This window comes from Pseudomonas sp. GL-RE-26, assembly GCF_019956275.1.
GTDB classification, from domain to species: domain Bacteria; phylum Pseudomonadota; class Gammaproteobacteria; order Pseudomonadales; family Pseudomonadaceae; genus Aquipseudomonas; species Aquipseudomonas grandcourensis.
In genome coordinates this window covers 478,918-504,763 of record NZ_JAHBDI010000011.1, presented here as the reverse complement: position 1 = coordinate 504,763, position 25,846 = coordinate 478,918, and the positions used below count along the sequence as shown (strand labels likewise).

Here is a 25,846-nt window from a genome sequence, read left to right as displayed (position 1 = left end):
AGGACGCTCAAGATGCTTCCCCACCTGCGCCTGTTTTTTGCCGTTCTACTGTTCTTTACCCACATGACCGCCAATACCGCCGAGTGCCCCGACTGGACGCCGGAACGCGCCCTGATTGAAGTCAACAAACTGCAACAGCAAGTCGACCTCTGGGACGACAGCTATCACCGCCAGGGACGCTCACTGGTCGCCGATGAACTCTACGACCAGTCCCGCGCCCAACTCACCCAATGGCGCCACTGCTTCAACCTGAGCCCGTCCGCAGACCCCTTGCGCACTGCACGCGGCACACTGCCCCACCCTATCGCCCACACTGGCCTGGACAAACTGCACGATCAGCCCGCCGTGGAAAAATGGCTGCGTGGCCGGGTGGACGTCTGGGTCCAGCCTAAAATCGATGGCGTGGCGGTGACCCTGGTTTACCGCAACGGTCTGTTGGCCCAGGCCATCAGCCGTGGTGACGGCAAGAGTGGTCAGGACTGGACGCTTCCTGCACGGCAGATTCCGGCCATCCCGCAACGGCTACCGCAGGCCCGGGACCTGATCGTGCAAGGCGAACTGTATTGGCGCCTGACCGATCATGTGCAGGCCCGGGCCGGTAGCCTCAATGCTCGTGGCTCGGTGGCCGGCCTGATGGCGCGCAAGGTCTTGAGCGCCGAACAGGCCGCCAACATCGACTTGTTTGTCTGGGACTGGCCCCAAGGGCCGGCGAGCGTGCCCGCGCGTGCCGCGGCGCTGACTGCGCTTGGCTTCCCGAGTACCACGACATACAGCCAGCCCATTGCCTCCGCTGTCGATGCCGAACGCTGGCGCGAGCACTGGTATCGCTCTGCCCTGCCCTTTGCCAGCGACGGCATCGTCCTGCGCCAAAACCAGCGCCCAGCCGCTGAGCGCTGGCAGGCCAGGTCGCCCTACTGGGCCATCGCCTGGAAATACCCCTTCGCCCAGGCACTGGCCGAAGTCCGCCAGGTTCACTTCAAAATCGGCCGGACCGGGCGGATCACTCCGGTACTTGAACTGACCCCGGTGAAGCTCGATGACCGGCAGATCAAACACGTCAGCGTCGGTTCGTTGCAACGCTGGCAGGCGCTGGACATACGCCCGGGTGATCAGGTCGCCATCAGCCTGGCCGGGCTGACCATTCCCAGGCTCGATAGCGTTGTATTGCGCAGCAGCGAACGCGCCGAATTGAACACACCGCTGGCAGCAGACTTCCATTTATTGAGTTGCTGGCAACCGACTCCGGGCTGCGAGAGCCAGTTTCTCGCGCGCCTGACCTGGCTCAGCAGCAAGCAGGGCCTGGCGCTACCCAATGTGGGTCCGGGTACTTGGGAAAAACTTCTTGCAACAGGTCGCCTGAACGGTCTGCTGGATTGGTTGACCCTCGATGCCCAAGAGCTTGCTACCATTGACGGTTTCGGCGAGCGCAGTGCGGCTCGCCTTGCGGACGGCTTCAACCAGGCCCGGCAACGCCCGTTCGCGCACTGGCTCAAAGCCTTGGGATTACCACCGACAGGCCAGGCGCATCTCGGCGATTCATGGCAGGTACTGGCAGAGCGAAACATCGAACAATGGCGGGCCGAGGCCGATATCGGGCCAGGGCGCGCAGCGCAACTGAACGCATTTTTCCGCGATCCGCAGGTCCTGGCCTTGAGTGAAACATTACGTGATGCGGGGATTGACGGCTTTTAGCTGTCGGCCCTGCGCCCACCGGGAACCCCAAGGGACCGCTGGGCTCCAACAAGCCATTGCCACACCGGCCTGCTTGCTTTCCTACATGGAGCTTTTATGAAATTTCTTTCACCGCTCGCCCTGTTGACCCTTTGCAGCGTGCTGGCCACCCCGTTGATGGCGGACGAGGAAGCGCCAGGGCTGACCGGTTGCGCCGCCAAGAAGCAAGGAATCATCAACCAGATCGAATTGGCCAAGGTCCACGGTAATGCCGACCAGCAGGCCGGCCTGGAAAAGGCCCTGAGCGAAGTCGAAGCGAACTGCACCGACGCCTCGCTGAAGAAGGAACGGGAAAACAAGGTGCTCGACGCCAAGCACGAAGTCAGCAAGCGTCAGGCGGACCTCGACAAGGCCATGAGCAAAGGCGACCCCGACAAGATCAACAAGCGCAAAGACAAACTCGCCGATGCCCGCAAGGAATTGCAGAACGCACTGGATGAGCTGGATAAATAAACAAGCAACACCCAAGGCTAACCGTGGCGAGGGAGCTTGCTCCCGCCGGGCTACGAAGTAGCCCCAAACCAGCCATCCTGAACATCAGATCGAACCCGACTGCCAACTAACGCCTGCTGCGTAGACGAGCGGGACGATGCGGCGCTCCGACAAGCTCCCTCGCCACAACAACAGACCGTCGCAGCCGAGAATCAATGATCCCGAAACGCCTTATGACAAGCACTGCAAGCATCTTCGACTTTCTGCACCACCGGCCCCAGGTTGCTGGCCTTGTAGGGCTGGACCTGGCTGGCGATCACCAATTCACCGGTGGCGCTTTCAAGGTCGCGGGCCATTGCCTGAAAGCGTGCCTGTTGCTCCCAGACATCGCTCTTGGCGCTGGTGTGATCTTCCTCGCGCACTTGCGGAAAATGCTGCCACGGCTCACGGGACAACGCATCGAGCTTCACCGCGCCTTCGGCGAATTTCGGACCATCGAACGCAATGCGTCCACGCAACATGCCGCCCAGGTCTTCGCCAGTCTTGAGCATCTGCTTGAAAATGGCCTTGCGCTGGCCGAGCGGCGAGTTGGGGTCGACACCGCCACAAGCGGACAACGTCAGGCAGGCCAGCAATACAACAGAAAGTCTTTTAAAAGTCATGGTGGCTTCAGGTCACGGGAAACGGCGGCCAGTATCCTCGCGTCATCGGCAAAGACCAATAGCCCTATTATCAACAAGGGTTGCTTGAGCACATGGAGCGCTCAGGCAACCGGCAAAGGAATCACTCCATGAACAGCCGTTTCAAGGCCTGGCGTCACAGCCTGGCCTGGACCCTGCCGATGGTGGCCCTGCTCGCAGGCTGCACCGGTGGCGACAACAAACAACCGAAAACCCACGCCCTGGCCACCTACTCCAGCGCCACATGGGAAGCGCTGCCGGCGGTGTCCGACAGCGACCTGGTCGCCGGTTTCGGTTCCTGGCGCAGCGCCTGCACCCGACTAAAGGCCGACCCGGTCTGGGGTGGCACCTGCGTAGCGGCTGCCAACGTGCCGCAAACCGCCAGCGACATTCGCGGTTTTCTCAAGCAGAACCTCGATGTCTATGGCCTGCGCGCTGCCAACGACAACTCCAACGGTTTGATCACCGGTTACTACGAACCGGTTTACCCCGGCAGTCTGACCCAGACCAGCGTTGCCAGTGTGCCGGTGTATGGCGTCCCCGAAGACATGATCATCGTCGCCCTCGACAGCATTTACCCGGAACTCAAGGGCAAGCGCCTGCGCGGTCGACTCGAAGGTCGTGTGCTCAAGCCGTACGACGATGCGGCAACCATCGAAAGCAAAGGGGTCAAGGCGCCGGTCGTGGCCTGGCTGACCGATCCGATGAACCTGCAGTTCCTGCAAATCCAGGGTTCGGGCCGTATCCAGCTCGACAATGGTCGCCAGTTGCGCATTGCCTACGCCGATCAGAACGGCCATCCGTATCGACCGATCGGCCGCTGGCTGGTGGAACAGGGCGAGTTGAAAAAAGAAGACGTGACCATGGGCGCCATCAGCACCTGGGCCAAGGCCAATCCGTCGCGGATTCCCGAACTGCTCGGCAGCAACCCCAGCTACGTATTCTTCACCCGCAACCCGGACAGCAACGAAGGTCCGCGCGGCTCGCTGAACGTACCGTTGACTGCCGGTTACAGCGCGGCGGTGGATCGCAAGGTAATTCCGCTGGGCAGTCTGCTGTGGTTATCGACCACCAAACCGGACGGCACTGCACTGGTTCGCCCGGTGGCAGCACAGGACACCGGCGGCGCCATTGCCGGCGAGGTTCGGGCGGATCTGTTCTGGGGCACCGGCGATGCGGCCGGGCAACTGGCCGGGGACATGAAACAGCAGGGACAGATCTGGATGCTCTGGCCCAAAGGTGCTGCGCTGCCACAAGTACCGCAGGTGGCGGATGCAGAGAAGACCAAGCCCTGAGGCGAGTGTTGACCGTTAGATAGCTTTCGCGAGCAGGCTCGCTCCCACAGAAGACACGCGTTCCAATGTGGGAGCGACGGTGCGACGATTCGACCTGCTCGCGATGAGGCCGGCAAAAACCCTGAAGATCGTTTAGACCGACACCACAAAAAAACTCACGATCAACGCCATCCCCACGAACCACACCAGCGACCGCAGCGTCGCCCAGTCCGCCAGGTAGCAAATGATGTAGAGCAGGCGACTGGTGATGAACAACACCGACAGCACATTGATCGTCACCAGTTCGGCATTGCCTGCCAGGTGCGCTACGATCACTGCCGCAGCGAACGCCGGGATCACTTCAAAGCTGTTCAGTTGCGCCGCATTCGCGCGCCTGCCCAAGCCTTCCAGCGAATCGAGAAAATCCCGGGGGTCATGGTTGTCTCTCAACCTGAACCCGCCACTGATCTTGGCGACCCACGTACACACATACGGCAGGAGAATCGCGATCAAAATGCACCACAGAGCAACCGTCATAAAGCAGTCCCTTCTTCACGTTTCAGAACAGTCAAAATTTCATGACCAAAATGCCGATCAGCACCAGCCCACAAGCTAAGAGGCGCGGTCCGCCAAAAGGTTCTTTCAGGTAACGCATGCCAAATAGCACCACCAGAATTACGCTGATCTCGCGCAACGCCGCCGCTTCTGCAATCGAGCCCAATTGCATCGCCCACAGCACCAGAGCGTAGCTGAACAACACGCAAAACCCGACGGCCAGGCCCAGTCGCCACTGCTCGCGCCAGAACAACATGAACGCGGGCCGCTTGCGCACCAACGCCAACAGCGGAAACGGCCAGGCACTGAGCAAGGTGACCCAGACCAGGTAATCCAGTGGATGGGACCAGCGCCGCAATGCCTGACCGTCGATGTAGGTGTAGCAACCGATGCACAGACCGATCAGCGCCACCACCGGTAGCATCGACCATGGAAGGCGCGCTCCGCCGCCGCCCTGCCAGAGCAGGCACAGCATGCCGAACGGGATCAGCAGGATTCCGAAGATCTGCTGATGGGTCAGCACCTCCCCGGCAAAGATCAGCGTCAGCGCCAGCACCACCAACGGTGACAGGCCGCGCATCAATGGATAGACCAGCCCGAGGTCACCGACCCGATAGGCCTGGATCAACAAATAGCGATAGAGCAACTCGAACGCCGCCGACGCCAGGATCCACGGCCAGATCTCCAGTGGCGGCACGCTCAGGAACGGCAGCATCAGCGCGACAAAAAGCAGCGCCACGCTGTCCATGCAGGCCACCACCAACAGTCGCTCCGCACTGAACTTGATCAGGGTATTCCACGCCGCATGCAACAGCGCCGCCACCAACACCAACGCCGTCGCAAGCACGGCCTACTCCTTTTGTTGTCTCCACGATCCTTATAGGGGCGCCGAGAATTGATTCGCCATACTTCAGTGGCTGCTTATACTGCAAGTGACCACGCCGCACTCAGTTGCGCACAGACTAATTCCAATAAAAATTCTGCCCGACCCGCTCTCGTCGAGAACGGTCGTCGGCCTGCGTATGCCTGATCACAGCGTCAAGACTACCGACAGAGACCTTGCGCATGCCACTCGCTTTGCTTGCCCTCGCTGTTGCCGCCTTCGGCATCGGCACCACTGAATTCGTCATCATGGGTCTTTTGCCCGATGTCGCCCGCGACCTCGGCGTGAGCATTCCCGATGCCGGATTGCTGATCACCGGCTACGCCCTGGGCGTGGTGTTCGGTGCTCCGATCCTCGCGGTCGGCACCGCCAACATGCCACGTAAGGCCACGATGTTGGGCATGACGCTGATGCTCATTCTCGGCAACATGCTCTGCGCACTGGCGCCGAACTACGCCACGCTGATGGCCGCGCGCGTGATCACGGCACTGTGCCACGGCGCATTTTTCGGCATCGGTTCGGTGGTGGCTGCCGGGCTGGTGGCACCCAACAAACGGGCTCAGGCGATTGCCATGATGTTCACCGGTCTGACCCTGGCCAATGTGCTCGGCGTGCCACTGGGCACCGCACTCGGGCAATACGCAGGTTGGCGCTCGACCTTCTGGGCGGTGTCGGTGATCGGGGTTCTGGCGGCGATTGCGCAATGGGTCTGGCTGCCGAAAAACATCGCGATGGATAAAGCCAACCTGGCCAGCGAGTTCAAGGTACTGGGCAAGGCCAACGTGCTGCTGGCCCTGGGCATGAGCGTGCTGGCCTCAACCAGCCTGTTCAGTGTGTTCACTTACATTGCACCGATCCTGCAGGACATCACCGGAGTCAGCCCTCACGGCGTCACCATCATGCTGCTATTGTTCGGCGTGGGCTTGACCGCCGGCAGCATGCTCGGTGGTCGTCTGGCGGACAGCCGCTTGCTGCCTTCGCTGGTGGGCATGGCGCTGGCGGTGCTGTTGGTGCTGGCGGCATTCACGCAAACCAGCCATTCGGTGATCCCGGCGGCAATCACACTGGTGTTGTGGGGGACGTTTGCCTTTGCCTTGTGCCCGATCCTGCAACTGCTGATCATCGATCAGGCCCACGAGGCACCGAACCTGGGTTCGACACTGAACCAGAGCGCCTTCAACCTGGGTAACGCGGCCGGCGCCTGGATCGGCGGGCTGGTGGTGGCCAGCGGCGCGGACCTTGCGGACTTGCCGTGGACCGGTGCACTGGTCAGCGGGCTGACCGTGTTGACTGCACTGTTCTTCATCTATCGCCAGCGTCGCGGTGCGACTGCGCTTGATTTGGTGGGCTGAGCATCACCTTGATTGTATGCCGCATTCGTGAGCAGGCTCGCTCCCACAAGGGATCGCGGCTCAATGTGGGAGCGATGATTCGACCTGCTCGCGATGGGGACATCACCGATCTCACTGACCGGCGTCATCATCCTTGAACTGATCCTTGACGTACTTGATCTCTGTCCGACCATGAGGCGCCGGCAAGCCGTCTTCACCGAGGTTCACGAACACCATTTTTTCAACGGTGAGGATGCTCTTGCGGGTGATCTTGTTGCGCACTTCACAGGTCAGGGTGATGGAAGTGCGGCCGAATTCGGTCGCCGTGATGCCCAGTTCGATGATGTCGCCCTGGCGCGAGGCGCTGACGAAGTTGATTTCGGAAATGTACTTGGTGACCACACGCTGGTTGCCCAACTGGACAATGGCGTAGATCGCCGCCTCTTCGTCTATCCAGCGCAGCAGGCTACCGCCGAACAGCGTGCCGTTGGGGTTGAGGTCTTCGGGTTTTACCCATTTGCGGGTGTGGAAGTTCATGTTCACTCCTGAAAGCAGTTTCAAGCGGCAAGCTACAAGCTGCAAGTTGATCGTCGAGCGGCTATTTCTTGTAGCTTGCCGCTTGCAACTTGCCGCTGCAACTTGTCGCTTGCAGCTTGCAACTTGCCGCTCAAAGAAAGCTATAATCGCCACCGTTTCAAAACGGTCATCTTCAATTGCTACCGTTTTCCCGCCACCTGTCCGAGGGGCGCTGCAGCAGGTTCGACCTGTCAGGCTCGGATGGGGCGTTGCCTGGCCTTCACTGGCTGGACACTAAACGCACAACGGCGCCCATTCGCATACATTACGAATGGAGGCTCTTCATGAGCGCTGTCAACACGCCTGCAGATTTTACCGACTACAAAGTCGCCGACATGTCCCTGGCTGCCTGGGGCCGTCGCGAAACCATCATCGCCGAGTCTGAAATGCCAGCCCTGATGGGTCTGCGTCGCAAGTACTCCGAAGAGCAACCGCTCAAGGGCGCGAAGATCCTCGGCTGCATCCACATGACCATTCAGACTGCCGTGCTGATCGAAACCCTGGTTGCCCTGGGTGCCGAAGTGCGCTGGTCGTCCTGCAACATTTTTTCGACTCAGGATCAGGCCGCCGCTTCCATCGCCGCTGCCGGCATCCCGGTTTTCGCCTGGAAAGGCGAGACTGAGCAAGAGTACGAGTGGTGCCTGGAGCAAACCATCCTGAAAGATGGCGCGCCTTGGGATGCCAACATGATCCTCGACGACGGCGGCGACCTGACCGAGCTGCTGCACAAGAAATACCCAGCCGTTCTGGACCGCGTCCACGGCGTGACCGAAGAAACCACCACCGGCGTTCACCGCCTGCTGGACATGCTGGCCAAGGGCGAGCTGAAAATCCCGGCCATCAACGTCAACGACTCGGTAACCAAGAGCAAGAACGACAACAAGTACGGCTGCCGTCACAGCCTGAACGATGCGATCAAGCGCGGCACCGACCACCTGCTGTCCGGCAAGCAAGCGCTGGTCATCGGCTACGGCGACGTGGGCAAGGGTTCGGCCCAGTCCCTGCGTCAGGAAGGCATGATCGTCAAAGTCTCCGAAGTCGACCCGATCTGCGCCATGCAAGCCTGCATGGACGGTTTCGAACTGGTTTCGCCGTTCATCGACGGCATCAACACCGGTACCGAAGCGAGCATCGACAAGGCACTGCTGGGCAAGATCGATCTGATCGTGACCACCACCGGTAACGTCAATGTTTGCGACGCAAACATGCTCAAGGCCCTGAAGAAGCGTGCTGTTGTCTGCAACATCGGCCACTTCGACAACGAAATCGACACCGCTTTCATGCGCAAGAACTGGGCATGGGAAGAAGTGAAGCCGCAGGTTCACAAGATCCACCGCACCGGCGCTGGCGATTTCGACCCACAGAACGACGATTACCTGATCCTGCTGGCCGAAGGCCGTCTGGTTAACCTGGGTAACGCCACTGGCCACCCGAGCCGCATCATGGACGGTTCGTTCGCCAACCAGGTTCTGGCTCAGATCTTCCTGTTCGGCCAGAAGTACGCCGACCTGTCGCCAGCCAAGAAAGCCGAGCGCCTGACCGTTGAAGTACTGCCGAAGAAACTCGACGAAGAAGTGGCCCTGGAAATGGTCCGCGGCTTCGGCGGCGTTGTGACTCAACTGACCAAGACCCAGGCCGACTACATCGGCGTGACCGTCGAAGGTCCGTTCAAGCCGCACGCTTACCGCTACTAAGAGCAGCTGCAAGCTTTGAGCTTCAAGCGGCAAGCACAGGCCAAAAGCCGATCTTGCCGCACGAAGCCCGCAGTTTTGCCCCAATTTGCCAAAACAGTGTCAGGCAGCAAGTTCCAGGCACAAGAGACGAGCGCACCTCCGCTTCTCTTGCAGCTTGTGGCTTGCAGCTTGTAGCTGGAGGTTCCCTCCATGTCCCAAGATCGTCGCTACAGCTTCGAGTTCTTCCCTACGAAGACCGATGCTGGGCAAGAAAAGCTGCTCGCCACTGCTCGCCAGCTGGCCGCCTACAACCCCGATTTCTTCTCCTGCACCTACGGCGCCGGCGGTTCGACCCGTGATCGCACGCTGAACACCGTGTTGCAGCTCGAAAGCGAAGTCAAAATCCCTGCCGCTCCGCACCTGTCCTGCGTGGGCGATAGCAAAGCTGACCTGCGTGGCCTGCTGGCCCAGTACAAGGCCGCCGGCATCAAGCGTATCGTCGCCCTGCGCGGTGACCTGCCTTCGGGCATGGGCATGGCCAGCGGTGAAATGCGCCACGCCAATGACCTGGTTGAATTCATTCGTGAAGAAACCGGTGATCACTTCCACATCGAAGTCGCCGCTTACCCGGAAATGCATCCGCAAGCGCGCAATTTCGAAGACGATGTTGCCAACTTCGTGCGCAAGGCCAACGCTGGCGCCGACAGTGCGATCACCCAGTACTTCTTCAACGCCGACTGCTACTTCTACTTCGTGGAACGCGTGCGGGCATTGGGTGTGAACATCCCGATCGTGCCGGGCATCATGCCGATCACCAACTACAGCAAGCTGGCGCGCTTCTCCGATGCCTGCGGTGCGGAAATCCCGCGCTGGATCCGCAAGCAACTGGAAGCCTACGGCGACGACACCCAGAGCATTCAGCGCTTTGGCGAACAGGTCATCACCGAGATGTGCGAACAACTGCTGCAGGGTGGCGCTCCAGGCCTGCACTTCTACACCCTGAACCAGGCTGAAGCGAGCCTGGCGGTGTGGAACAACCTGAAGTTGCCGCGTTGAAGCAGCTGCAAGCTTCAAGCTGAAAGCGACAAGCAAGATCAAAGGATCGTATTCTTCGGCAGCTCCTGTAGGAGCTTTCGCAGGCTGCGATCTTTTGCTTTCAGCGCACTATTAATGTGCAGCAATCCACGGAGTTAGAGCTTCTGCGGTCAGTTTCTGGCTCTTTCCGGTTTCTCGTCGTAATCTCAGCCCATGCCTTTGATCACGCAGTTAATCGCCGTGCTTGTCTTCACTTGCCTGAGCTTCACCGCCCGGGGCGAGAAGCTGCGCATTGTCACGGAACCGTGGGCGCCCTACGTATACGAAGACAACAACGGCAAATCCCTGGGCCTGGACTACGAAACCACCGCCATTGTCTTCAAGCGCCTGGGCATCGAAGTGGAGTGGCAATTCCTGCCATGGAAACGCTGCCTGTCGATGTTGGAGTCAGGCCAGGCCGACGGCGCGCTGGACATCTTTCACAGCGACGAACGCGATGCGACCCTGCTCTACCCCAGCGAACCACTGTCTGAAGTCCAGTTCGTGATGTTCTACGCCAATGAACGGCCCCATCCGTTTCGCACCCTCGATGACTTGCGCGGCCTGACCATCGGCACCTCGCCGGGTTACCTGTACAGCAAGGACTTCAGCGATTCGACGCTGTTCACCCGCGAGCCGGCCCCCACCCATGAAGCCAACTTCGGCAAACTGGTACGCGGGCGGATTGACCTGCTGATCACCGACCGCCGGGTCGGCCAGCATTTGCTCGACGAACTGGGAATCCGCAACAAGATCACCGAAAACCCTACGATCATCAGCCAGCAAAGCCAGTTTCTCGCGGTACGGCGCAATGCGGGCATGGATCTGCTGGTGCAGCGTTTCGGCGCCGAACTCAAACGTTTCAAGCGCGAGCCCGCCTACGCTGAACTGAGTGCCCGCTACGGCGCGGAACCGGCAGCCAGCGTGAAAACCGAAAAGACCACGGTAGCCACGGAAAAAACCGTTGAGCAGCAGGAAAGCGGCGCGCAGTGATTGCTCTGTTATACTCCGGCCTTCCCGCCAGGCTCACGCCCGGACGCTCGGAATCGTTAATGGCATCTCAACCCCGCTACTGCGCAGCTTTCAGCCCGCGCGAGCGCTTGCAGACGAGCCTTCGAGACCCAGCAGGACCGGACGGGATTGCGTCCTCTTAAACGCGATTCGCGCCAGGCAAGACTCCCATTGGGCCAAGCCCTAACTAGAACAGGATTACTCATGTCCTTTGCTTCCCTCGGTCTCTCCGAGGCTTTAGTCCGCGCCATCGAGGCAGCGGGCTATACCGAGCCTACTCCGGTGCAACAGCGGGCCATTCCCGCCGTGTTGCAAGGTCGCGACCTGATGGTCGCGGCACAGACAGGTACTGGTAAAACCGGCGGTTTCGCCCTTCCGATTCTGGAGCGGTTGTTCCCCAACGGTCACCCGGACAAATCCCAGCGTCACGGCCCGCGCCAGCCGCGCGTACTGGTCCTGACCCCGACTCGCGAACTCGCCGCGCAAGTGCATGAAAGCTTCAAGGTCTATGCCCGTGACCTGAAGTTCGTCAGCGCCTGCATCTTCGGCGGTGTCGGCATGAACCCGCAGGTTCAGGCCATGTCCCGTGGCGTAGACGTGCTGGTGGCCTGCCCTGGGCGCCTGCTCGACCTGGCCGGCCAAGGCAGCGTCGATCTGTCACACGTGGAAATCCTCGTGCTGGACGAAGCCGACCGCATGCTCGACATGGGCTTCGTCCATGACGTGAAAAAGGTCCTGGCCCGTCTGCCAGCCAAACGCCAGAACCTGCTGTTCTCGGCGACCTTCTCCAAGGACATCACCGACCTCGCCGGGAAGCTGCTGCACAATCCGGAGCGCATCGAAGTCACGCCGCCGAACACCACGGTCGAGCGTATCGAACAGCGCGTATTCCGCCTGGCCGCCAGCCACAAGCGTTCTTTGCTCGCGCACCTGATCACCGCTGGCGCCTGGGAACAGGTGCTGGTGTTCACCCGCACCAAGCACGGTGCCAACCGCCTGGCCGAGTACCTGGACAAGCACGGCCTGAGCGCCGTCGCGATCCACGGCAACAAGAGCCAGAACGCCCGCACCAAAGCCTTGGCCGACTTCAAGGCCGGTGAAGTACGCATCCTGGTCGCCACCGACATCGCCGCTCGCGGTCTGGACATCGACCAGTTGCCACACGTAGTCAACTTCGAGCTGCCGAACGTCGATGAAGACTACGTGCACCGCATCGGCCGTACCGGCCGTGCCGGTCGTTCGGGCGAGGCGATTTCGCTGGTCGCCCCGGACGAAGAAAAACTGCTGAAAAGCATCGAACGCATGACCAAGCAGAAAATCGCCGACGGCGACCTGATGGGCTTCGATGCGAGTGCCGTGGAAGCCGAGAAACCTGAAGTGCGCGAACGTCCGGACATGCGTAACCCACGCAATCCACGTGGCCCGCGCGGCGACGGTCCGAACGGCAGCGGTGGCGGCGGCGGTCGCAAGGACAAAGGCAAAGACAAGGGCAAGGAAAAACCGGCCGGCGAACGCGGCGAGCGCCCTGCCCGTCAGCAGAAGCCACGTGAAGGCACTCCGGCTCGCGAACAGCGTCCGTCGCAGCCTCCTCGTGCCGCCTCTGATCGTGCCCCGGACGAGTTCCTGGACGACGATGTCGATAACTTCGGTAACCGCGTCGACTACGTGCCGCAGCAGAAACCCGCGCAAGGCCGTGGTCGCCGTCCGGGTGCTCCGGCACAAGGCACTGCGGCAGGTTCGGGCGCTCCACGTTCCGGCAAGCCACAAGGTCGCCAGAACGGTCCGCGCAACAGCGAAGGCGCCAGCACCGGCACCCCACCGGCCAAGCGTAGCGGTCCTCGCAGTGGCGCACCGCGCGACGGCCAGGCCCGCCGCGAAGACTCGCGCAATCGCCGTCCGGCCCGTGACGACCAGCCGCGTTCGGAACCCGCCGTACAGAACCCGCGCGGTCCCGCGCCGAAGATCATGCACAAGGAGTCGAAGGCTGACCGCTTCCCGACACCTGAGCAGCTGGATCAACTGCCAAGCCGTCCTCGTGGTGAGAAACCAGCGCTGCTGACCCGCAATCGCTGAGTTATCGCTGCAATGAAAAAATGCCCCGAACCAAAAGGTCCGGGGCATTTTTTATGGCTGATGACATCCTGTAGGAGCGAGCCTGCTCGCGATGGTCGTCAACGATAACGCTGCAAGCCTGATGCTCCGCGGCGCTCTCAGGTCTATCGCGAGCAGGCTCGCTCCTACAGTCTCAGCATTACTTCGCTTTAACACCTTCAAACGAGATGTACAGATCGACTGCGTCGGACTGTGGACCCAGGTCCATCATCTTGCCGAAATCGGAACGCTTGATGCTGGTAGTGCCCTCGAAGCCTGCACGGTAGCCGCCCCATGGATCCTTGCCTTCACCCAGGAAAGTGGCCTTGATCACGACTGGCTTGGTTACGCCAGCAATAGTCAGGTCGCCGGCCACGTCGGCCGTGTCTTTGCCAGCAGCGTTTTTACCGGTGGCTTTAACGCTGGTGGACACGAACGTGGCCTTAGGGAAATCAGCCACTTTCAAGAAGTCTTTGCTGGAGATGTGCTTGTCACGTTCGGCGTTGTTGGTGAAGACGCTGGCGGGGTTCACGTTGAACTCGATCTTGCTGTCTTCAGGCTTGGCAGCGTCGAAGCTGAACTTGCCGTCCATGGTCTTAAAGGTACCGGTGATAAAGCTGTAGCCCAGGTGGCTGATCTTGAAGTCAACGAAGGCGTGCTGGCCTGTGGTGTCTACAACATAGTCAGCCGCCATCACGTTGGCGGACAGCAGAGCGGAGCCGATGGCCAGAGCGGCGAGAGTCTTTTTCAACATGCTTTGTTTTCCTTGGGAGTCGAGGTTGAACTTCAGGCTTTGCGACCCAGCATTCGCTTGAGGGTCACATCACGGTCGATAAAGTGGTGTTTCAATGCTGCCAACGCATGGAGGCCGGAAAAAATTACCAGCACCCACGCCAGGTAGAGGTGAATCGCACCGGCGTTATCTGCCTGGTCCGGTAGTCCGGAAACCAGGGCAGGCACTTCAAACCAGTCAAACACCGGAATCCCGGCGCCTTCTGCGGTGGAAATCAGGTAACCGGCAATCATCACAGCGAACAGACAGAAATACAGAAAGGCATGACCGAACATGGCGCCCAGTCGCGTCATGCGGCTGTAGCTGGCCAGGGTTGGCGGCGGCGGGCTGATGAAACGCCACAACACGCGCAATACCATGACCCCCAGCAGGATCAAACCGATGCTCTTGTGCAGATCCGGCCCTTCCTTGCGCCATGGGTCGTAATAGCCGAGGCCAACCATCCATAGCCCAAGGGCGAACAAACCGAACACGGCCAGTGCCACGCCCCAGTGCATGAAGATGCTGACCCAGCCGTAGCGGGAGGTAGAGTTACGTAGCTGCATTGCCTAGATCCCTGTAAGTGCTGGCCCAAGACTATCGAGTTATCTATCGAATTAAAGCGGAAAATTTTGCTTTGAAATATCGAGAAATACGATCAAGAGTCTGAAACAGGCGAGTTAAGAAAAGATTAACGGCAAATGTGTGTACAAAAATGTAGCCCAATTCAATAACACTTCCTGCCAAAGGTTTATTCGATTGTGTGCCCAGATTTCTCCAGGCATAAAAAAACGCGGCTTTTACGCCGCGTTTTTTTTATGCCCGGGGCTTACTACGCCTTGGCATCCGTTGTCGGAGTCGCCGCGGGTTTAGCCACTGGCTTCTTCACCGGCTCGGCTTTCTTCACAGGAGCCTTGGCCGGGGCTTTTTTCGCCTCGGTCTTGGCAGCCGGTTTCGCCGGAGCTTTCTTGGCCGGCTCGGCTTTTGCCGGGGTTACTGGTTTCGGCGCTTCGACCGGAGCCGGTGCAACAACCGGAGCTGGAGCAGGTGCCGGAGTTGCCGGTGCTACCGGCTCAGGTGCCTTGACCGGCTCTGGCTTCTTCTCGTCATCCGAGCCGCCGAACAGGTTGCTGAAGAAATTGCCTTTCTTCGCCACCACCGCACCAGCGCCCGCCGCTGCGGCGGCCGGACCCACTTTCGCCGGCTCGAACGACTTGCCCGCCGCCAGGTCTTCAACCTGGCTGGCTGCACGTTGACCGGTACGCAGCGCGCCTTCCAGGGTGCCCGGGTACAGAGTGTCGGTGTGTTCGCCAGCGAAGGCTACGCGCTGAATCGGGCGTTCCCACAGGCGCCAGAACTTGCTGATCTGGCCCGGACCGAAGGCCAGGTAGGCGCCGCCAGTCGACGGGTCGGTGCTGTAGCGACGGATTTCATAACCGGTGAACGAACCACGCGCCTGTGGATAGAACGCGTGCAGACGGATCAACACCTGATCGACCATCTGCTTGTCGCCGAATGCCTGCATCACCCGCGCGTTGTCGCCGGACAGGTTGATCACCACGTTGGCGCCACCCTTCAGGGCAGGTTCGATCCACAACATGCCCAGGCCGGTGTTGCTGAAGATCTCGCCGGACATGCGCGCCTTGGGCTCCCATACTGGCGTCTTGAACTTCAGCATGATCTGGTCGCGCCAGCCGTAGTTGGTGCCCTTGATCGCCGCCAGGTGCTGGGCGTCCAGCGCCGGGGTCATCTGGATCTTGTTCAGGGCGCGCAATGGCACGGCCAGCACCACGTAGTCTGCCTGATAGCCGACGTTGTCGACTTTGACGGTCACGCCGTCCTTGTCCTGAATGATCGACGAGACCGGGGAACTGGTCTTGATGGTTTTCAGCTGTTTGACCAGGGCCTGGGCCAGCACAGGGCTGCCACCGACCAGGCGCGAAGCACGCAGATCACGATCGGAGACGCCACGGTAGACACGGCTCTGCTGCGCGAAGTACAGCAGCGACAAGCGCGAAGGTTCGTCGTAGCGGGTGCGGATCTGCTGGTTGATCAGCTGGCGAGCGGTGGCTGGCAGGTTCTGCTTGTCGAGCCAGCTCGACACGTTGATCTGATCCAGCGCGTGCAGTGTGTTGTTGGCTGCGGGGTTCTGCGGGTCGTCGATCGAGCGCGCCAGGTCGTCCACGGTCTTGTCGAAGCGCTTGAGCGCCTCGGCGGTGGCCGGCTGCTTGGTCGCCAGGTCGGCAGCGGAGAAATACTCGCCATCGATCAGGTAGCCTGGGGTCCGCACGAACTCAGGGGCTGGCGTGGTGCTCAGCTTGAAGGTCGATACGTACTTGTTCAGCACCGGCTGGGCCTTGTCGTTGCCGATCCACTCGCTGGTGGCCATGCCGGAGCGGCCGCCCAGGCTCGACTTGGCTTCCAGCAGGGTGACCTGCCAGCCCTTGTTCTGCAGCTCGTACGCGGCAGTCAGGCCAGACAGGCCGCCGCCGATCACGATCGCGGTTTTATCCTTGGCCAGCGCAGACACGCTGAACAGCCCCAACATCACCAGCGCACAGGCGCGCAGCCAACCGACAGACATTCAGCGAACTCCGGAATCACACGAGGAAAACAGCAGTTTTTGCGAGCCAGACGGCTCAAGAACCGCGAAGGATACGTCAGCATTCGGACGCCCGCCAGCAACGTCTATCGGCCTGTACAAAGTAGCTCATTCGACACAATGGGTTGTCCCCGTGGCACGCATTGCATAGGCTTGCGCGATTGTTTGTCCGCGCTGGTCACGGACCGCCTCCAGGAGAGTGAAAATGGGCCTGAATAATCATTGGATGCAACGCGACCTCGCCGTGCTGTGGCATCCCTGCACCCAGATGAAAGATCACGAACAACTGCCGCTGATCCCGATCAAGCGCGGGGAAGGCGTGTGGCTGGAAGACTTCGAAGGCAAACGCTACCTCGATGCGGTCAGCTCCTGGTGGGTCAATGTGTTCGGCCACGCCAACCCGCGGATCAACCAGCGCATCAAGGACCAGGTCGACCAGCTCGAACATGTGATCCTTGCTGGCTTCAGTCATCAACCGGTGATCGAGTTGTCCGAGCGCCTGGTGAAGATGACACCGGAAGGCCTGACCCGGTGTTTTTACGCCGATAACGGCTCGTCCTGCATCGAAGTCGCGCTGAAAATGAGCTTTCACTACTGGCTCAATTGCGGTCAGCCGAACAAGAAGCGCTTCGTTACCCTGACCAACAGCTACCACGGCGAAACCATGGCGGCGATGTCGGTGGGCGACGTGCCGCTGTTCACCGAAACCTACAAAGCGCTGTTGATGGACACCATCAAGGTGCCGAGCCCGGACTGCTACCTGCGCCCCGAAGGCATGAGCTGGGAAGAGCACTCGCGCAACATGTTCGCGGCCATGGAGCAGACCCTGGCCGAAAACCACGACACGGTCGCGGCAGTGATCGTCGAGCCGCTGATCCAGGGCGCCGGTGGCATGCGCATGTACCACCCGGTGTACCTCAAGCTGCTGCGAGAAGCCTGTGACCGCTACGGCGTGCACCTGATCCACGACGAAATCGCCGTCGGCTTCGGCCGTACCGGGACGATGTTCGCCTGCGAACAGGCCGGCATCCGCCCTGATTTCCTGTGCCTGTCCAAGGCCCTGACCGGCGGCTATCTGCCGCTGGCGGCGTGCATGACCACAGACGAGGTCTACAGCGCCTTCTACGACGACTATCCGACCCTGCGCGCCTTCCTGCACTCCCACAGCTACACCGGCAACCCGCTGGCGTGCGCAGCGGCCCTGGCGACCCTGGATATTTTCGAAGAAGACAACGTCATCGAGAACAACAAGGCCCTGGCCCAGCGCATGGCTTCGTCGACGGCGCACCTGGTCGATCACCCGAACGTGTCCGAAGTGCGCCAGACCGGCATGGTGCTGGCCATCGAGATGGTCAAGGACAAGGCCAGCAAGGAAGCTTACCCATGGCAGGAACGTCGTGGCCTGAAGGTGTTCCAGCACGCCCTGGAGCGCGGTGCTTTACTGCGTCCATTGGGCAGCGTGGTGTATTTCCTGCCGCCGTATGTGATCACCCCGGAGCAGATCGACTTCCTTGCCGAAGTGGCCAGCGAAGGGATCGACATTGCGACCCGTGACAGTGTCAGCGTGGCAGTGCCGAAGGACTTCCATCCGGGGTTCCGTGATCCGGGTTGACAGTCACTGATTACCCTGTGGCGAGGGGGCTTGCCCCCGTTGGGTCGCGTAGCGACCCCAAATCCGGTAACCCGGTTTCCCCGGATCAATCGCATCAGCAGGATTTGCGACTGCTTCGCAGCCGAACGGGGCGGTGCGGCGGTCCGACAAGCCCCCTCGCCACAAAAAGCTACTTCGACACATTTACGATGCCGAACATTAGATTCAGTAGAGACCCAGCATGAGACTGTCCCGCTTCTTTATCGACGCCCCCCTGAGCATCGGCGAGCATGAGTTGCCCGAAGCCCAGGCCCATTACATCAGCCGCGTGCTGCGCATGGCCGAGGGCGATGCATTGCAGTTGTTCGACGGTTCGGGCCAGGAGTTTCGCGCCAGGCTGGTCGAGGTCGGCAAAAAGCGCGTCGTAGTGCAGGTCGATGAAAGCTTCGCCGGGCAGATCGAGTCGCCCCTGCAAATCCACCTCGGCCAGGGCCTGTCCCGGGGCGAGCGCATGGACTGGGCGATCCAGAAAGCCACGGAACTGGGCGTCACTGAAATCACCCCGATCTTCACCGAACGCTGCGAAGTCCGGCTCAAGGACGAGCGCGCCGACAAACGCCTGCTGCACTGGCGCCAGGTGGCGATCAGCGCATGTGAACAATGTGGGCGCTCGCGAGTGCCGGTGATTCATCCGCCGCTGTTGTTGGCTGACTGGTTGAAGCAGACCGAAGCCGAATTGAAGCTGGTGCTGCATCCGGTGGCTGAGCCGATGGTGAGCCATGCCAAACCTTCAAGTCTGGCATTCCTGATTGGTCCGGAGGGTGGTTTGTCCGATGCCGAAGTCGATCAGGCCAAGGCCAGCGGCTTCCACGCCGCCCGCCTCGGTCCACGGGTGCTGCGCACCGAAACCGCGCCGGTTGTTGCACTGGCGGTGGCCCAGCAACTCTGGGGTGATTTCTAGGCTACTGCACCGGATCACTCACCGGTTTGGCAATGATCGCCTTGAGTTCGCTGGTCATCGGGAACTCAAGGTTCAAACCCTTCGGTGGGATCGGCTGCTCGAACCAGCGTTTGTAGATGCCATTGATCTCGCCCGAGCTGTACAGATCCGCCAACGCGCCGTTGACCAGCGCCAGGAACTGCGGATCGTCCTTGCGCACCATGCAGCTGTAGATCTCCCGCGATTGCTCCTCCCCGACCACCACCCACTTGTGCGGGTCATTGGCCTTGGCGCGCTCACCGTAGAGCAGCGCGTCGTCCATGTAGAACGCCACCGCCCGGCCCGATTGCAGCATCTGGAAGGCTTCGCCGTGGTCCTTGGCGCTGATCACGAACATGTCGATCTTGTGATCGACGTTGTAGCTTTTCAGGAAGCGCTCGTTGGTGGTGCCGGCGGTGGTCACCACGTTCTTGCCGCGCAGGTCAGCGAAGCTCTTGATCCCACTGTCCTTCGCGGTCAGCAACTGGCCTTTGACGTAAATGAAGCCATAAGAGAACGCCACCTGCTTCTGCCGTTCGGCGGTCACGCCGGTGGAGCCGCACTCCAGGTCCACGGTGCCGTTCTGCACCAGTGGAATGCGGGTCTGCGAGGTCACCAGGTTGTACTTCACCTTCAAGTCTGGCAGCGCCAGTTGCTGCTGGATGCGCTCGACGATCTTGCCCGCCAGATCCACCGAGTAACCCATCGGCTTGCCGCTGTGATCACCCACGTAGGAGAACGGCACCGAAGCATCGCGATAGCCCAGGGTGATGCTGTTGGCGCTGGCGATCTTGCTCAGGGTGCCGGTCAGCGGCGCTTCATTGGCCTGAACCTGACTGCCAAGCAACAGGCCAAGCGTACAAGCGAGCAACGTGATTTTTTGCATTGTTATTCTCCGTTGTGGGTGTTGGTTTATCAGACGCGTGCAGCGATGACGGTGATTTCCACCAGCACCTGCGGTCGGGCCAGTTCGGCCTGCACGGTGGTGCGGCTCGGTGCCTGCCCCGGCGATAGCCAGGCCGACCAGACCTCGTTCATCGCGGCGAAATCCTCGGTGATGTTCTTCAGGTAAATGGTCGCGCTGAGCAGATGATCCTTGTCGCTGCCCGCCTCGGCCAGCAAGGTATCGATTTTCGCCAGCACTTCGCGGGTCTGGCCGCTGGCATCCAGGGCATCGCCCGGCACCTGACCGGAGAGAAACACCAGGTCGCCAAAGGTCACGGCGCCAGACAGGCGCGGGTTGCTGTGCAGTCGGGTAATCGTCATTGCGGTCTCCTCTTCAGAAATCGGTGTTCAGGCGGCCCGGTGGTTGAAACCGCGCAGGTCGATGGAAGGCCGGCGCTCGCCGATCAGCTCGCTGAGCAAGCGCCCGCTGCCGCATGCCAGGGTAAAACCCAGCGCACCGTGGCCGAGGTTGAGCCACAGGTTGCGATACGCCGTCGCGCCCAGTAACGGCACGCCGCTAGGGGTGGCCGGGCGCATGCCGGCCCACTCGACGGCTTCGTCATAGGCGCCGGCATTTGGAAAGGTGTCGTGGGCCTGACGCTTGATCAGCGCCAGGCGCTTGGGGTCCAAAGCAGGGTCGAAGCCGACGATGTCGACCATCGCCGCCACCCGCAATTGCTTGCCGATGCGGGCATAGACGATCTTGCGGTCGTAGTCGGTGATGCTCACGTCCGGTGCCCGGTGACCGATGCCGATCGGCACGGTCAGGCTGTAGCCCTTGAGCGGATAAAGCGGCAGTTGAAGCCCGGGTAGCGCCAACAGCGGACTGCGGTGACCGGCGGCGATCACCAGTTGATCGACCGGCAGCACTTGCTCGCCCAGCTCAATGGCGTTGACGCTACCATTGCTGTGGCGAATGCCGGTCACCGCTTGCCCGAGACGAAACTCGCAACAGCCGGACGCTTGCAGCCGGGCGGCCAGTTGCTGGCAAAAACCGTGGCAATCGCCGACCTCTTCGTCCGGGGTGTAGATCGCCCCGACAAAGGGCGCATCTATCAGCGCCGGTTCCAGCTGCGCGCATTCGGCCGGCGACAACACTTGCTGTTGCTGCGGGTCGGCCAGGCCCTGGCGCGCATGCTCGAAGCTGCTGTTCCGGCGGAAAGTCACCAGTTTGCCATTGCGCCGCCACTGGAATCCCGCCAGTCCATCGTCCTCGCGCCAGGACTTCAATGTGTCCTGGCTGAACAGCGCCAGGCGCAGCAAGTGCGCGGCGTTCTCGCGGTTGACCGAGCGGCGGCAGGCGCCGAGGAACGACGCCATCCAGCGCCACTGGGCCGGGTCGAAGCGCGGGCGCAGCTTCAATGGTGAATCGCCGCGCAGCATCCAGCCGATGGCTTGCCTAGGCACACCGGCGTCGGCCAGGGGCGCGACATAGCGATAGGACAACTGGCCGCCGTTGGCGAAGCTGGTTTCGCTGCCCAGCGAGCCACGCGCCTCAACCACCGTCACCTCAAAGCCGTCGCGCACAAGCGCATAGGCCGTTGCCAGGCCAATCACGCCGCCACCGATGATGCACACACGCTGAGCCATGTCCGTCCTTAAAACCGTTGTGAAGACGAGGCCAAGGTTAGAGCCAGGTGACAGACGTTGAACAATGCATAAAGATGGCAAACCCATAAACAAAGGTTATGGACTTGCCATGCGCCTTCGCCATATCGAGATTTTCCAGGCCATCCGCCAGACCGGTTCGATCAGCGCTGCCGCGCAATTGCTACACGTCTCGCAGCCGGCGGTGAGCAAGGTGTTGCAGCACGCCGAGCAACAATTGGGTTTTCCGCTGTTCCTGCGGGTACGCGGCAAATTGCAGGCGACGCCGGAAGCGCTGGAGCTGGAGCGCGAAGTGGACAAGGTCAGCGAAAGCCTGCAAGGCGTGCGACGCCTGGCGCAGAGCCTGCGCCGCGAGCCTGGCCACAGCCTGCGCATCGGTGCCACCCCGGCGCTGGCCCTGTCATTGCTGCCGCCGGCCATTCACGAATGGACCGGGCGTTACCCGGACATCGTTTGCGAACTCTCCAGCGCCCACAGTCGCGAACTGGTGCAGAACCTGTTGATGCGCGAAGTGGATGTCGCCCTGACCCTGCAACGCCCGGATCACCCGGGGCTCAAGGCCCAGGCGCTGGCGTCCGGCGTGCTGGTGGCGCTGGCGCCGAGTGGTTACTGGACTCAGGAAGAGGTGGGTAAACCGTTGCCGCTGATGGCGCTGGCAGATGCGCCGCTGATCGGTTTATCCAGCGCCGATCCACTGGCCGCGCGGCTCGACAGTTACTTGGAAGCGGTCGAACCGCCGCCCCGGGTACGCATCGCCGTGCAAACCTACTCACTGGCACGGGCGATGGTGGAATCCGGCGCGGGCCTGGCGGTGATCGATCCGTTCACCGCCCTTGGCGCCTCTCCCGCCACCACAACGATCCGCCCTCTGGCACCGCCGCTACCCATCACCCTGTACGCAGTGACCCGCGTCGCCGAACCACCGCCCCACACCTTGAACGACCTGTTGCAGGTATTCAGCCGTCGAGCCCGGGAGCAGCTGGATCGCCTGGTCCCGGTACAGCCTTAAAGGACATAAAAGAAAATCGCCACAAAATGCAGCAAGCTCCCGGCGATCACGAACAGATGCCAGATCCCGTGGGCATGGCGCAGGCGATGATCGAGGGCAAAAAAGATAATCCCCACGGTGTACAGCACCCCGCCTGACGCCAGCCACGTAAACCCGACGCCACCCAGCGCCGCAAGCAGCGGCTTGACCGCCACCAGCACGATCCAGCCCATCACCGCATAAATCACGATCGACAGAATGCGCGCTTCCGAACGCGGCTTGATCTCCTGCAGAATGCCGATCAGCGCCAATCCCCAGACAATCCCGAACAAGGTCCAGCCCCACGGCCCGCGCAGGGTCACCAGGCAGAACGGCGTGTAGCTGCCGGCGATCAACAGATAGATCGAAAAGTGATCGACCTTCTGCATGATCGCTTTCTTGCGCCCGCGCACGCTGTGGTACACGGTCGATGCGCTGTAGAGCACCAGCAAGGTGAAGGCGTAGATCGCCATACTGACGATCTTCCACGGGCTGCCGTCGAGACTGGCCAGCACAATCAGCCACACCCCGCCGATAAACGCCGCCACGGCCCCGAGCAGATGCGTCCAGGCGTTCAGTCTTTCCCCGTGATACATGCGTTGCTTACCTCGCATTTCATTGCCGCAGAGCGCAAGGCTCAGGCTTCAAGCGTAAAAGCGCAATGTTTCTGTACGACGAGCCTGGCGTAATTGGGCACAATCGAGTCATTCCAAAAAGAGTCCGCCCCATGCTGATCGATGAAGAGTTGACCCTGAAAAAACTCGAGGTGTTCCTGGCCTTCATGCGTACCGGTAACCTGGCGCGGGCCGCTGCCGAATTACAGACCAGCAACGTCAGCGTGCATCGGGCGATCCATTCACTGGAAAGCGCCCTGCGCTGCCCCTTGTTCAAGCACGAAGGCCGCAGCCTGACGCCGCTGGAAAGCGCTTATGTGCTGGAAGAACGGGCGCAGAAGCTGATTCAGGATGTCGTCGAAAGCGTGCGCCTGACCCGCGAAGCCGCCGGGTTCTCGGCCGAACGTTTCAAACTCGGCTCGCTGTATTCACTGACGGTGAAGACCGTGCCACAACTGATCATGGGTTTGAAGATCCGCCGCAGCGAGCTCAACATCGACCTGATTCTGGGCTCCAATATCGACCTGCTCTACAAGCTCAAGAACATGGAAGTCGATGCGGCCCTGGTGTCGCTGGACGAGAGTGTCAACGATCCGGATTGCGAGCAGATCCCGCTGTTTTCCGACGACATCTTCCTCGCCACACCCGCCGATTCCAAGTTTGCCCAGCGAACCGAAGTCGACCTGGCCGAGGTCCGCGACGAAACCTTCATCACCCTGACCCAGGGCTTCGCCACCCATCAGGACGGCAAGCGGGTATTCGAGCAGGCAGGGTTCGAGCCGAAGGTGGCGATGCAGGTCAACGACATTTTTACCCTGCTGAGCATGGTCAGTTCGGGCGTGGGTTATGCGTTGCTGCCGGGGCGGATTGCGGCGGTATACGAGAACCGGGTGAAGCTGATCCCGTTGCAGGAAAAGTACCGCTTGCAGCAGCACATTGGCGTGGTGTTCCTCAAAGCCAAGGAGCGTGATCCGAATCTGCTGGCGTTGCTGGCGGAGTGTCGGATGTATGCCAATCGGCAGGTTTGACGGAGCCCTTGTGGCGAGGGAGCTTGCTCCCGTTCGGGTGCGAAGCGCCCGTAAAATCAGGCCACCGGATTTACCTGACTCATCTCGGTGGTAGATTTCAGGGCTGCTACGCAGCCCAGCGGGAGCAAGCTCCCTCGCCACAAAAAGCGGTCACTGGACTAGCCGACAATCCCCCGAACAATAAAGAACAACAACGAAGGCCCCAACAGACAGCCAAGCCCGGTGTGGAAGGTCGCGGTCAGCGCGCCATAAGGCACCAGACGTCGATCCGTCGCCGCCAAGCCGGCGGTCACGCCACTGACTGTCCCGGCCAGCCCACCGAACACCATCGCCGAGCGCGGGTTATCCAGGCCCATCCAGCGCGCCGCCATCGGCGTGCCGACCATCACCAGAATCGCCTTGATCAAACCGGTGGCAATCGACAGCGCCACCACATCGGAACTGGCGCCAATGGCCGCGCCGGTCACTGGCCCGACGATGTAAGTCACCGCACCGGCGCCAATGGTGGTCATGCTCACCGCATCGCGGTAACCGAATGCCCAGGCCATGCACGCACCGACAATAAACGGCAGCACCGTGCCCAACAGCAGCGCGATCACACCAATCAAGCCGGCCTTTTTCGCTTCCGTGGCCTGCACTTCAAATGCTGTGGCGACGATGGCGAAGTCCCGCAGCATGGCGCCGCCCATCAACCCGATGCCGGAAAACAGCGTCAAGTCCGCCAGGCCTTTTTGCCCGCCGGTCATCGTGCCGCCGACCCAGGCCAGTACCAGGCCGATGACGATGGCAATCGCCGAGCCGTGGATACGCCCGAAGGTCAGGCGTTTGGAAATCAGCACTGACACCCACATGATCACGCCGACGAAGGCGAATGCGGTGACCAGACCGTTATGTTCCAGACCATTCTTGATGAGATCCCACATATCAGCGACCTCCTGCCGGTGCGCCAACCGGCGTTACATCCACCGGTTCATCGGGCAAGGGTTCGCCTTTGTGGGTCCGGCTGATCAGGGCAATAGTGCAGCCGCAGATCACCACCGAACCGATCGCCGCCAATACCGCCACCGGACCACCATGCAGCGCCGTGACCACGTTTTGTTGCGCGGCCATCGCCACCACCACCGGGATGTACATGGCGCCCCAGAAGCCGACGCCCAGCTCGCAATCCTTGGTCATGCCGCCACGCCTGTGCATCCACAACCGTGCGCAAATCAGCAGGATCATCGCGATCCCGACACCGCCGACGTTTGACTTCACTCCCAGCAACACACCGAGCATGTCACCCATGATCACCCCTGCCAGCGTACAGATCGCCAACAGCGCCACACCGTAAATAATCATTGTTGTAGTCCTCAAAGTGCATTTCGAA

At 61.0% G+C, this 25,846-nt stretch carries 25 protein-coding genes and 1 riboswitch; of the genes, 12 read left to right on the top strand and 13 right to left on the bottom strand.

Annotated features, from left to right (window positions below; genetic code table 11):
* The first annotated feature begins 12 nt into the window (after positions 1-12).
* Both ligB and KGB07_RS09890 read left to right on the top strand, forming a co-directional pair.
* On the top strand, positions 13-1,692 hold the full coding sequence (gene ligB / locus KGB07_RS09895) for an NAD-dependent DNA ligase LigB (protein WP_046039311.1): 1,680 nt from the start codon (positions 13-15) through the stop codon (positions 1,690-1,692).
* 96 nt (positions 1,693-1,788) lie between these two features.
* Complete coding sequence (locus KGB07_RS09890) at positions 1,789-2,184, top strand: DUF1090 domain-containing protein (protein ID WP_046039310.1); 396 nt, start codon at positions 1,789-1,791, stop codon at positions 2,182-2,184.
* Between the two features lie 191 nt (positions 2,185-2,375).
* On the opposite strand, the gene KGB07_RS09885 is transcribed toward KGB07_RS09890, so the two are convergent.
* Positions 2,376-2,825 (bottom strand): c-type cytochrome, encoded by a 450-nt coding sequence (locus KGB07_RS09885; protein ID WP_046039309.1) that lies wholly within the window; start codon positions 2,823-2,825, stop codon positions 2,376-2,378.
* Between the two features lie 128 nt (positions 2,826-2,953).
* On the opposite strand from KGB07_RS09885, the gene KGB07_RS09880 reads away from it, so the two are divergent.
* Complete coding sequence (locus KGB07_RS09880; RefSeq protein WP_046039308.1) at positions 2,954-4,138, top strand: murein transglycosylase A; 1,185 nt, start codon at positions 2,954-2,956, stop codon at positions 4,136-4,138.
* Between the two features lie 132 nt (positions 4,139-4,270).
* On the opposite strand, the gene KGB07_RS09875 is transcribed toward KGB07_RS09880, so the two are convergent.
* Positions 4,271-4,654 (bottom strand): MAPEG family protein, encoded by a 384-nt coding sequence (locus tag KGB07_RS09875; protein ID WP_046039307.1) that lies wholly within the window; start codon positions 4,652-4,654, stop codon positions 4,271-4,273.
* 31 nt (positions 4,655-4,685) lie between these two features.
* The gene (locus tag KGB07_RS09870; protein ID WP_223465283.1) at positions 4,686-5,519 is read right to left on the bottom strand and encodes an EamA family transporter; all 834 of its coding nucleotides are present in this window, start codon (positions 5,517-5,519) and stop codon (positions 4,686-4,688) included.
* A 218-nt stretch (positions 5,520-5,737) separates the two neighbouring features.
* Here KGB07_RS09870 and KGB07_RS09865 point away from each other — a divergent pair, with 218 nt between their 5' ends.
* Complete coding sequence (locus KGB07_RS09865; RefSeq protein WP_223465281.1) at positions 5,738-6,907, top strand: MFS transporter; 1,170 nt, start codon at positions 5,738-5,740, stop codon at positions 6,905-6,907.
* 111 nt (positions 6,908-7,018) lie between these two features.
* Here KGB07_RS09865 and KGB07_RS09860 read toward each other — a convergent pair whose 3' ends face one another.
* Positions 7,019-7,423 (bottom strand): acyl-CoA thioesterase, encoded by a 405-nt coding sequence (locus tag KGB07_RS09860; RefSeq protein WP_046039304.1) that lies wholly within the window; start codon positions 7,421-7,423, stop codon positions 7,019-7,021.
* 197 nt (positions 7,424-7,620) lie between these two features.
* Positions 7,621-7,723: riboswitch (S-adenosyl-L-homocysteine riboswitch) on the top strand.
* Positions 7,724-7,746: 23 nt separating this feature from the next.
* Between KGB07_RS09860 and ahcY the strand changes: the two genes are divergently transcribed.
* From ahcY to KGB07_RS09840, 4 genes are all read left to right on the top strand, one after another.
* Positions 7,747-9,156 carry an adenosylhomocysteinase gene (gene ahcY, locus KGB07_RS09855; protein ID WP_046039303.1) on the top strand — a complete coding sequence of 470 codons (1,410 nt, stop codon included), beginning with the start codon at positions 7,747-7,749 and terminating at the stop codon, positions 9,154-9,156.
* Between the two features lie 189 nt (positions 9,157-9,345).
* Positions 9,346-10,191, top strand: a complete 846-nt coding sequence (gene metF, locus KGB07_RS09850) for a methylenetetrahydrofolate reductase [NAD(P)H] (RefSeq protein ID WP_046039302.1) — start codon at positions 9,346-9,348, stop codon at positions 10,189-10,191.
* A 192-nt stretch (positions 10,192-10,383) separates the two neighbouring features.
* Entirely contained in the window at positions 10,384-11,202 is an 819-nt protein-coding gene (locus KGB07_RS09845; protein WP_223465280.1) for a substrate-binding periplasmic protein, read from the top strand.
* Positions 11,203-11,424: 222 nt separating this feature from the next.
* Positions 11,425-13,293: a DEAD/DEAH box helicase gene (locus KGB07_RS09840; RefSeq protein WP_046039300.1), complete on the top strand. Its 1,869-nt coding sequence runs from the start codon at positions 11,425-11,427 to the stop codon at positions 13,291-13,293.
* A gap of 178 nt (positions 13,294-13,471) precedes the next feature.
* Here the strand turns inward: KGB07_RS09840 and KGB07_RS09835 are convergent, their stop codons facing one another.
* From KGB07_RS09835 to KGB07_RS09825, 3 genes are all read right to left on the bottom strand, one after another.
* Complete coding sequence (locus KGB07_RS09835) at positions 13,472-14,065, bottom strand: YceI family protein (RefSeq protein ID WP_046039299.1); 594 nt, start codon at positions 14,063-14,065, stop codon at positions 13,472-13,474.
* A 32-nt stretch (positions 14,066-14,097) separates the two neighbouring features.
* Complete coding sequence (locus tag KGB07_RS09830; protein WP_046039298.1) at positions 14,098-14,649, bottom strand: cytochrome b; 552 nt, start codon at positions 14,647-14,649, stop codon at positions 14,098-14,100.
* Between the two features lie 266 nt (positions 14,650-14,915).
* Complete coding sequence (locus KGB07_RS09825) at positions 14,916-16,667, bottom strand: flavin monoamine oxidase family protein (RefSeq protein WP_046039297.1); 1,752 nt, start codon at positions 16,665-16,667, stop codon at positions 14,916-14,918.
* A 223-nt stretch (positions 16,668-16,890) separates the two neighbouring features.
* Here KGB07_RS09825 and KGB07_RS09820 point away from each other — a divergent pair, with 223 nt between their 5' ends.
* Together KGB07_RS09820 and KGB07_RS09815 are read left to right on the top strand one after the other, a co-directional pair.
* Positions 16,891-18,297, top strand: coding sequence for an adenosylmethionine--8-amino-7-oxononanoate transaminase (locus tag KGB07_RS09820; protein ID WP_223465278.1), 1,407 nt, complete (start codon positions 16,891-16,893; stop codon positions 18,295-18,297).
* 220 nt (positions 18,298-18,517) lie between these two features.
* Positions 18,518-19,237 (top strand): 16S rRNA (uracil(1498)-N(3))-methyltransferase, encoded by a 720-nt coding sequence (locus tag KGB07_RS09815; RefSeq protein WP_223465277.1) that lies wholly within the window; start codon positions 18,518-18,520, stop codon positions 19,235-19,237.
* 1 nt (position 19,238) lies between these two features.
* Here KGB07_RS09815 and KGB07_RS09810 read toward each other — a convergent pair whose 3' ends face one another.
* From KGB07_RS09810 to KGB07_RS09800, 3 genes are read right to left on the bottom strand one after another with little or no spacing between them, the layout of a single operon-like run.
* Entirely contained in the window at positions 19,239-20,141 is a 903-nt protein-coding gene (locus KGB07_RS09810; RefSeq protein WP_007975438.1) for a transporter substrate-binding domain-containing protein, read from the bottom strand.
* Positions 20,142-20,170: 29 nt separating this feature from the next.
* Entirely contained in the window at positions 20,171-20,521 is a 351-nt protein-coding gene (locus tag KGB07_RS09805) for a RidA family protein (protein WP_046039294.1), read from the bottom strand.
* A 27-nt stretch (positions 20,522-20,548) separates the two neighbouring features.
* Positions 20,549-21,790 carry a D-amino acid dehydrogenase gene (locus tag KGB07_RS09800; RefSeq protein WP_223465275.1) on the bottom strand — a complete coding sequence of 414 codons (1,242 nt, stop codon included), beginning with the start codon at positions 21,788-21,790 and terminating at the stop codon, positions 20,549-20,551.
* A gap of 109 nt (positions 21,791-21,899) precedes the next feature.
* Here KGB07_RS09800 and KGB07_RS09795 point away from each other — a divergent pair, with 109 nt between their 5' ends.
* On the top strand, positions 21,900-22,817 hold the full coding sequence (locus tag KGB07_RS09795) for a LysR family transcriptional regulator (RefSeq protein WP_046039291.1): 918 nt from the start codon (positions 21,900-21,902) through the stop codon (positions 22,815-22,817).
* Here KGB07_RS09795 and trhA read toward each other — a convergent pair.
* On the bottom strand, positions 22,814-23,431 hold the full coding sequence (gene trhA / locus KGB07_RS09790; protein WP_046039289.1) for a PAQR family membrane homeostasis protein TrhA: 618 nt from the start codon (positions 23,429-23,431) through the stop codon (positions 22,814-22,816). The genes KGB07_RS09795 and trhA overlap by 4 nt on opposite strands.
* Positions 23,432-23,562: 131 nt before the next feature.
* On the opposite strand from trhA, the gene KGB07_RS09785 reads away from it, so the two are divergent.
* On the top strand, positions 23,563-24,477 hold the full coding sequence (locus tag KGB07_RS09785) for a LysR substrate-binding domain-containing protein (RefSeq protein ID WP_046039288.1): 915 nt from the start codon (positions 23,563-23,565) through the stop codon (positions 24,475-24,477).
* A gap of 158 nt (positions 24,478-24,635) precedes the next feature.
* On the opposite strand, the gene madM is transcribed toward KGB07_RS09785, so the two are convergent.
* Entirely contained in the window at positions 24,636-25,400 is a 765-nt protein-coding gene (gene madM / locus KGB07_RS09780) for a malonate transporter subunit MadM (RefSeq protein WP_046039286.1), read from the bottom strand.
* Position 25,401: 1 nt separating this feature from the next.
* Positions 25,402-25,818, bottom strand: a complete 417-nt coding sequence (gene madL / locus KGB07_RS09775) for a malonate transporter subunit MadL (RefSeq protein WP_056726512.1) — start codon at positions 25,816-25,818, stop codon at positions 25,402-25,404.
* Between the last annotated feature and the right edge of the window lie 28 nt (positions 25,819-25,846).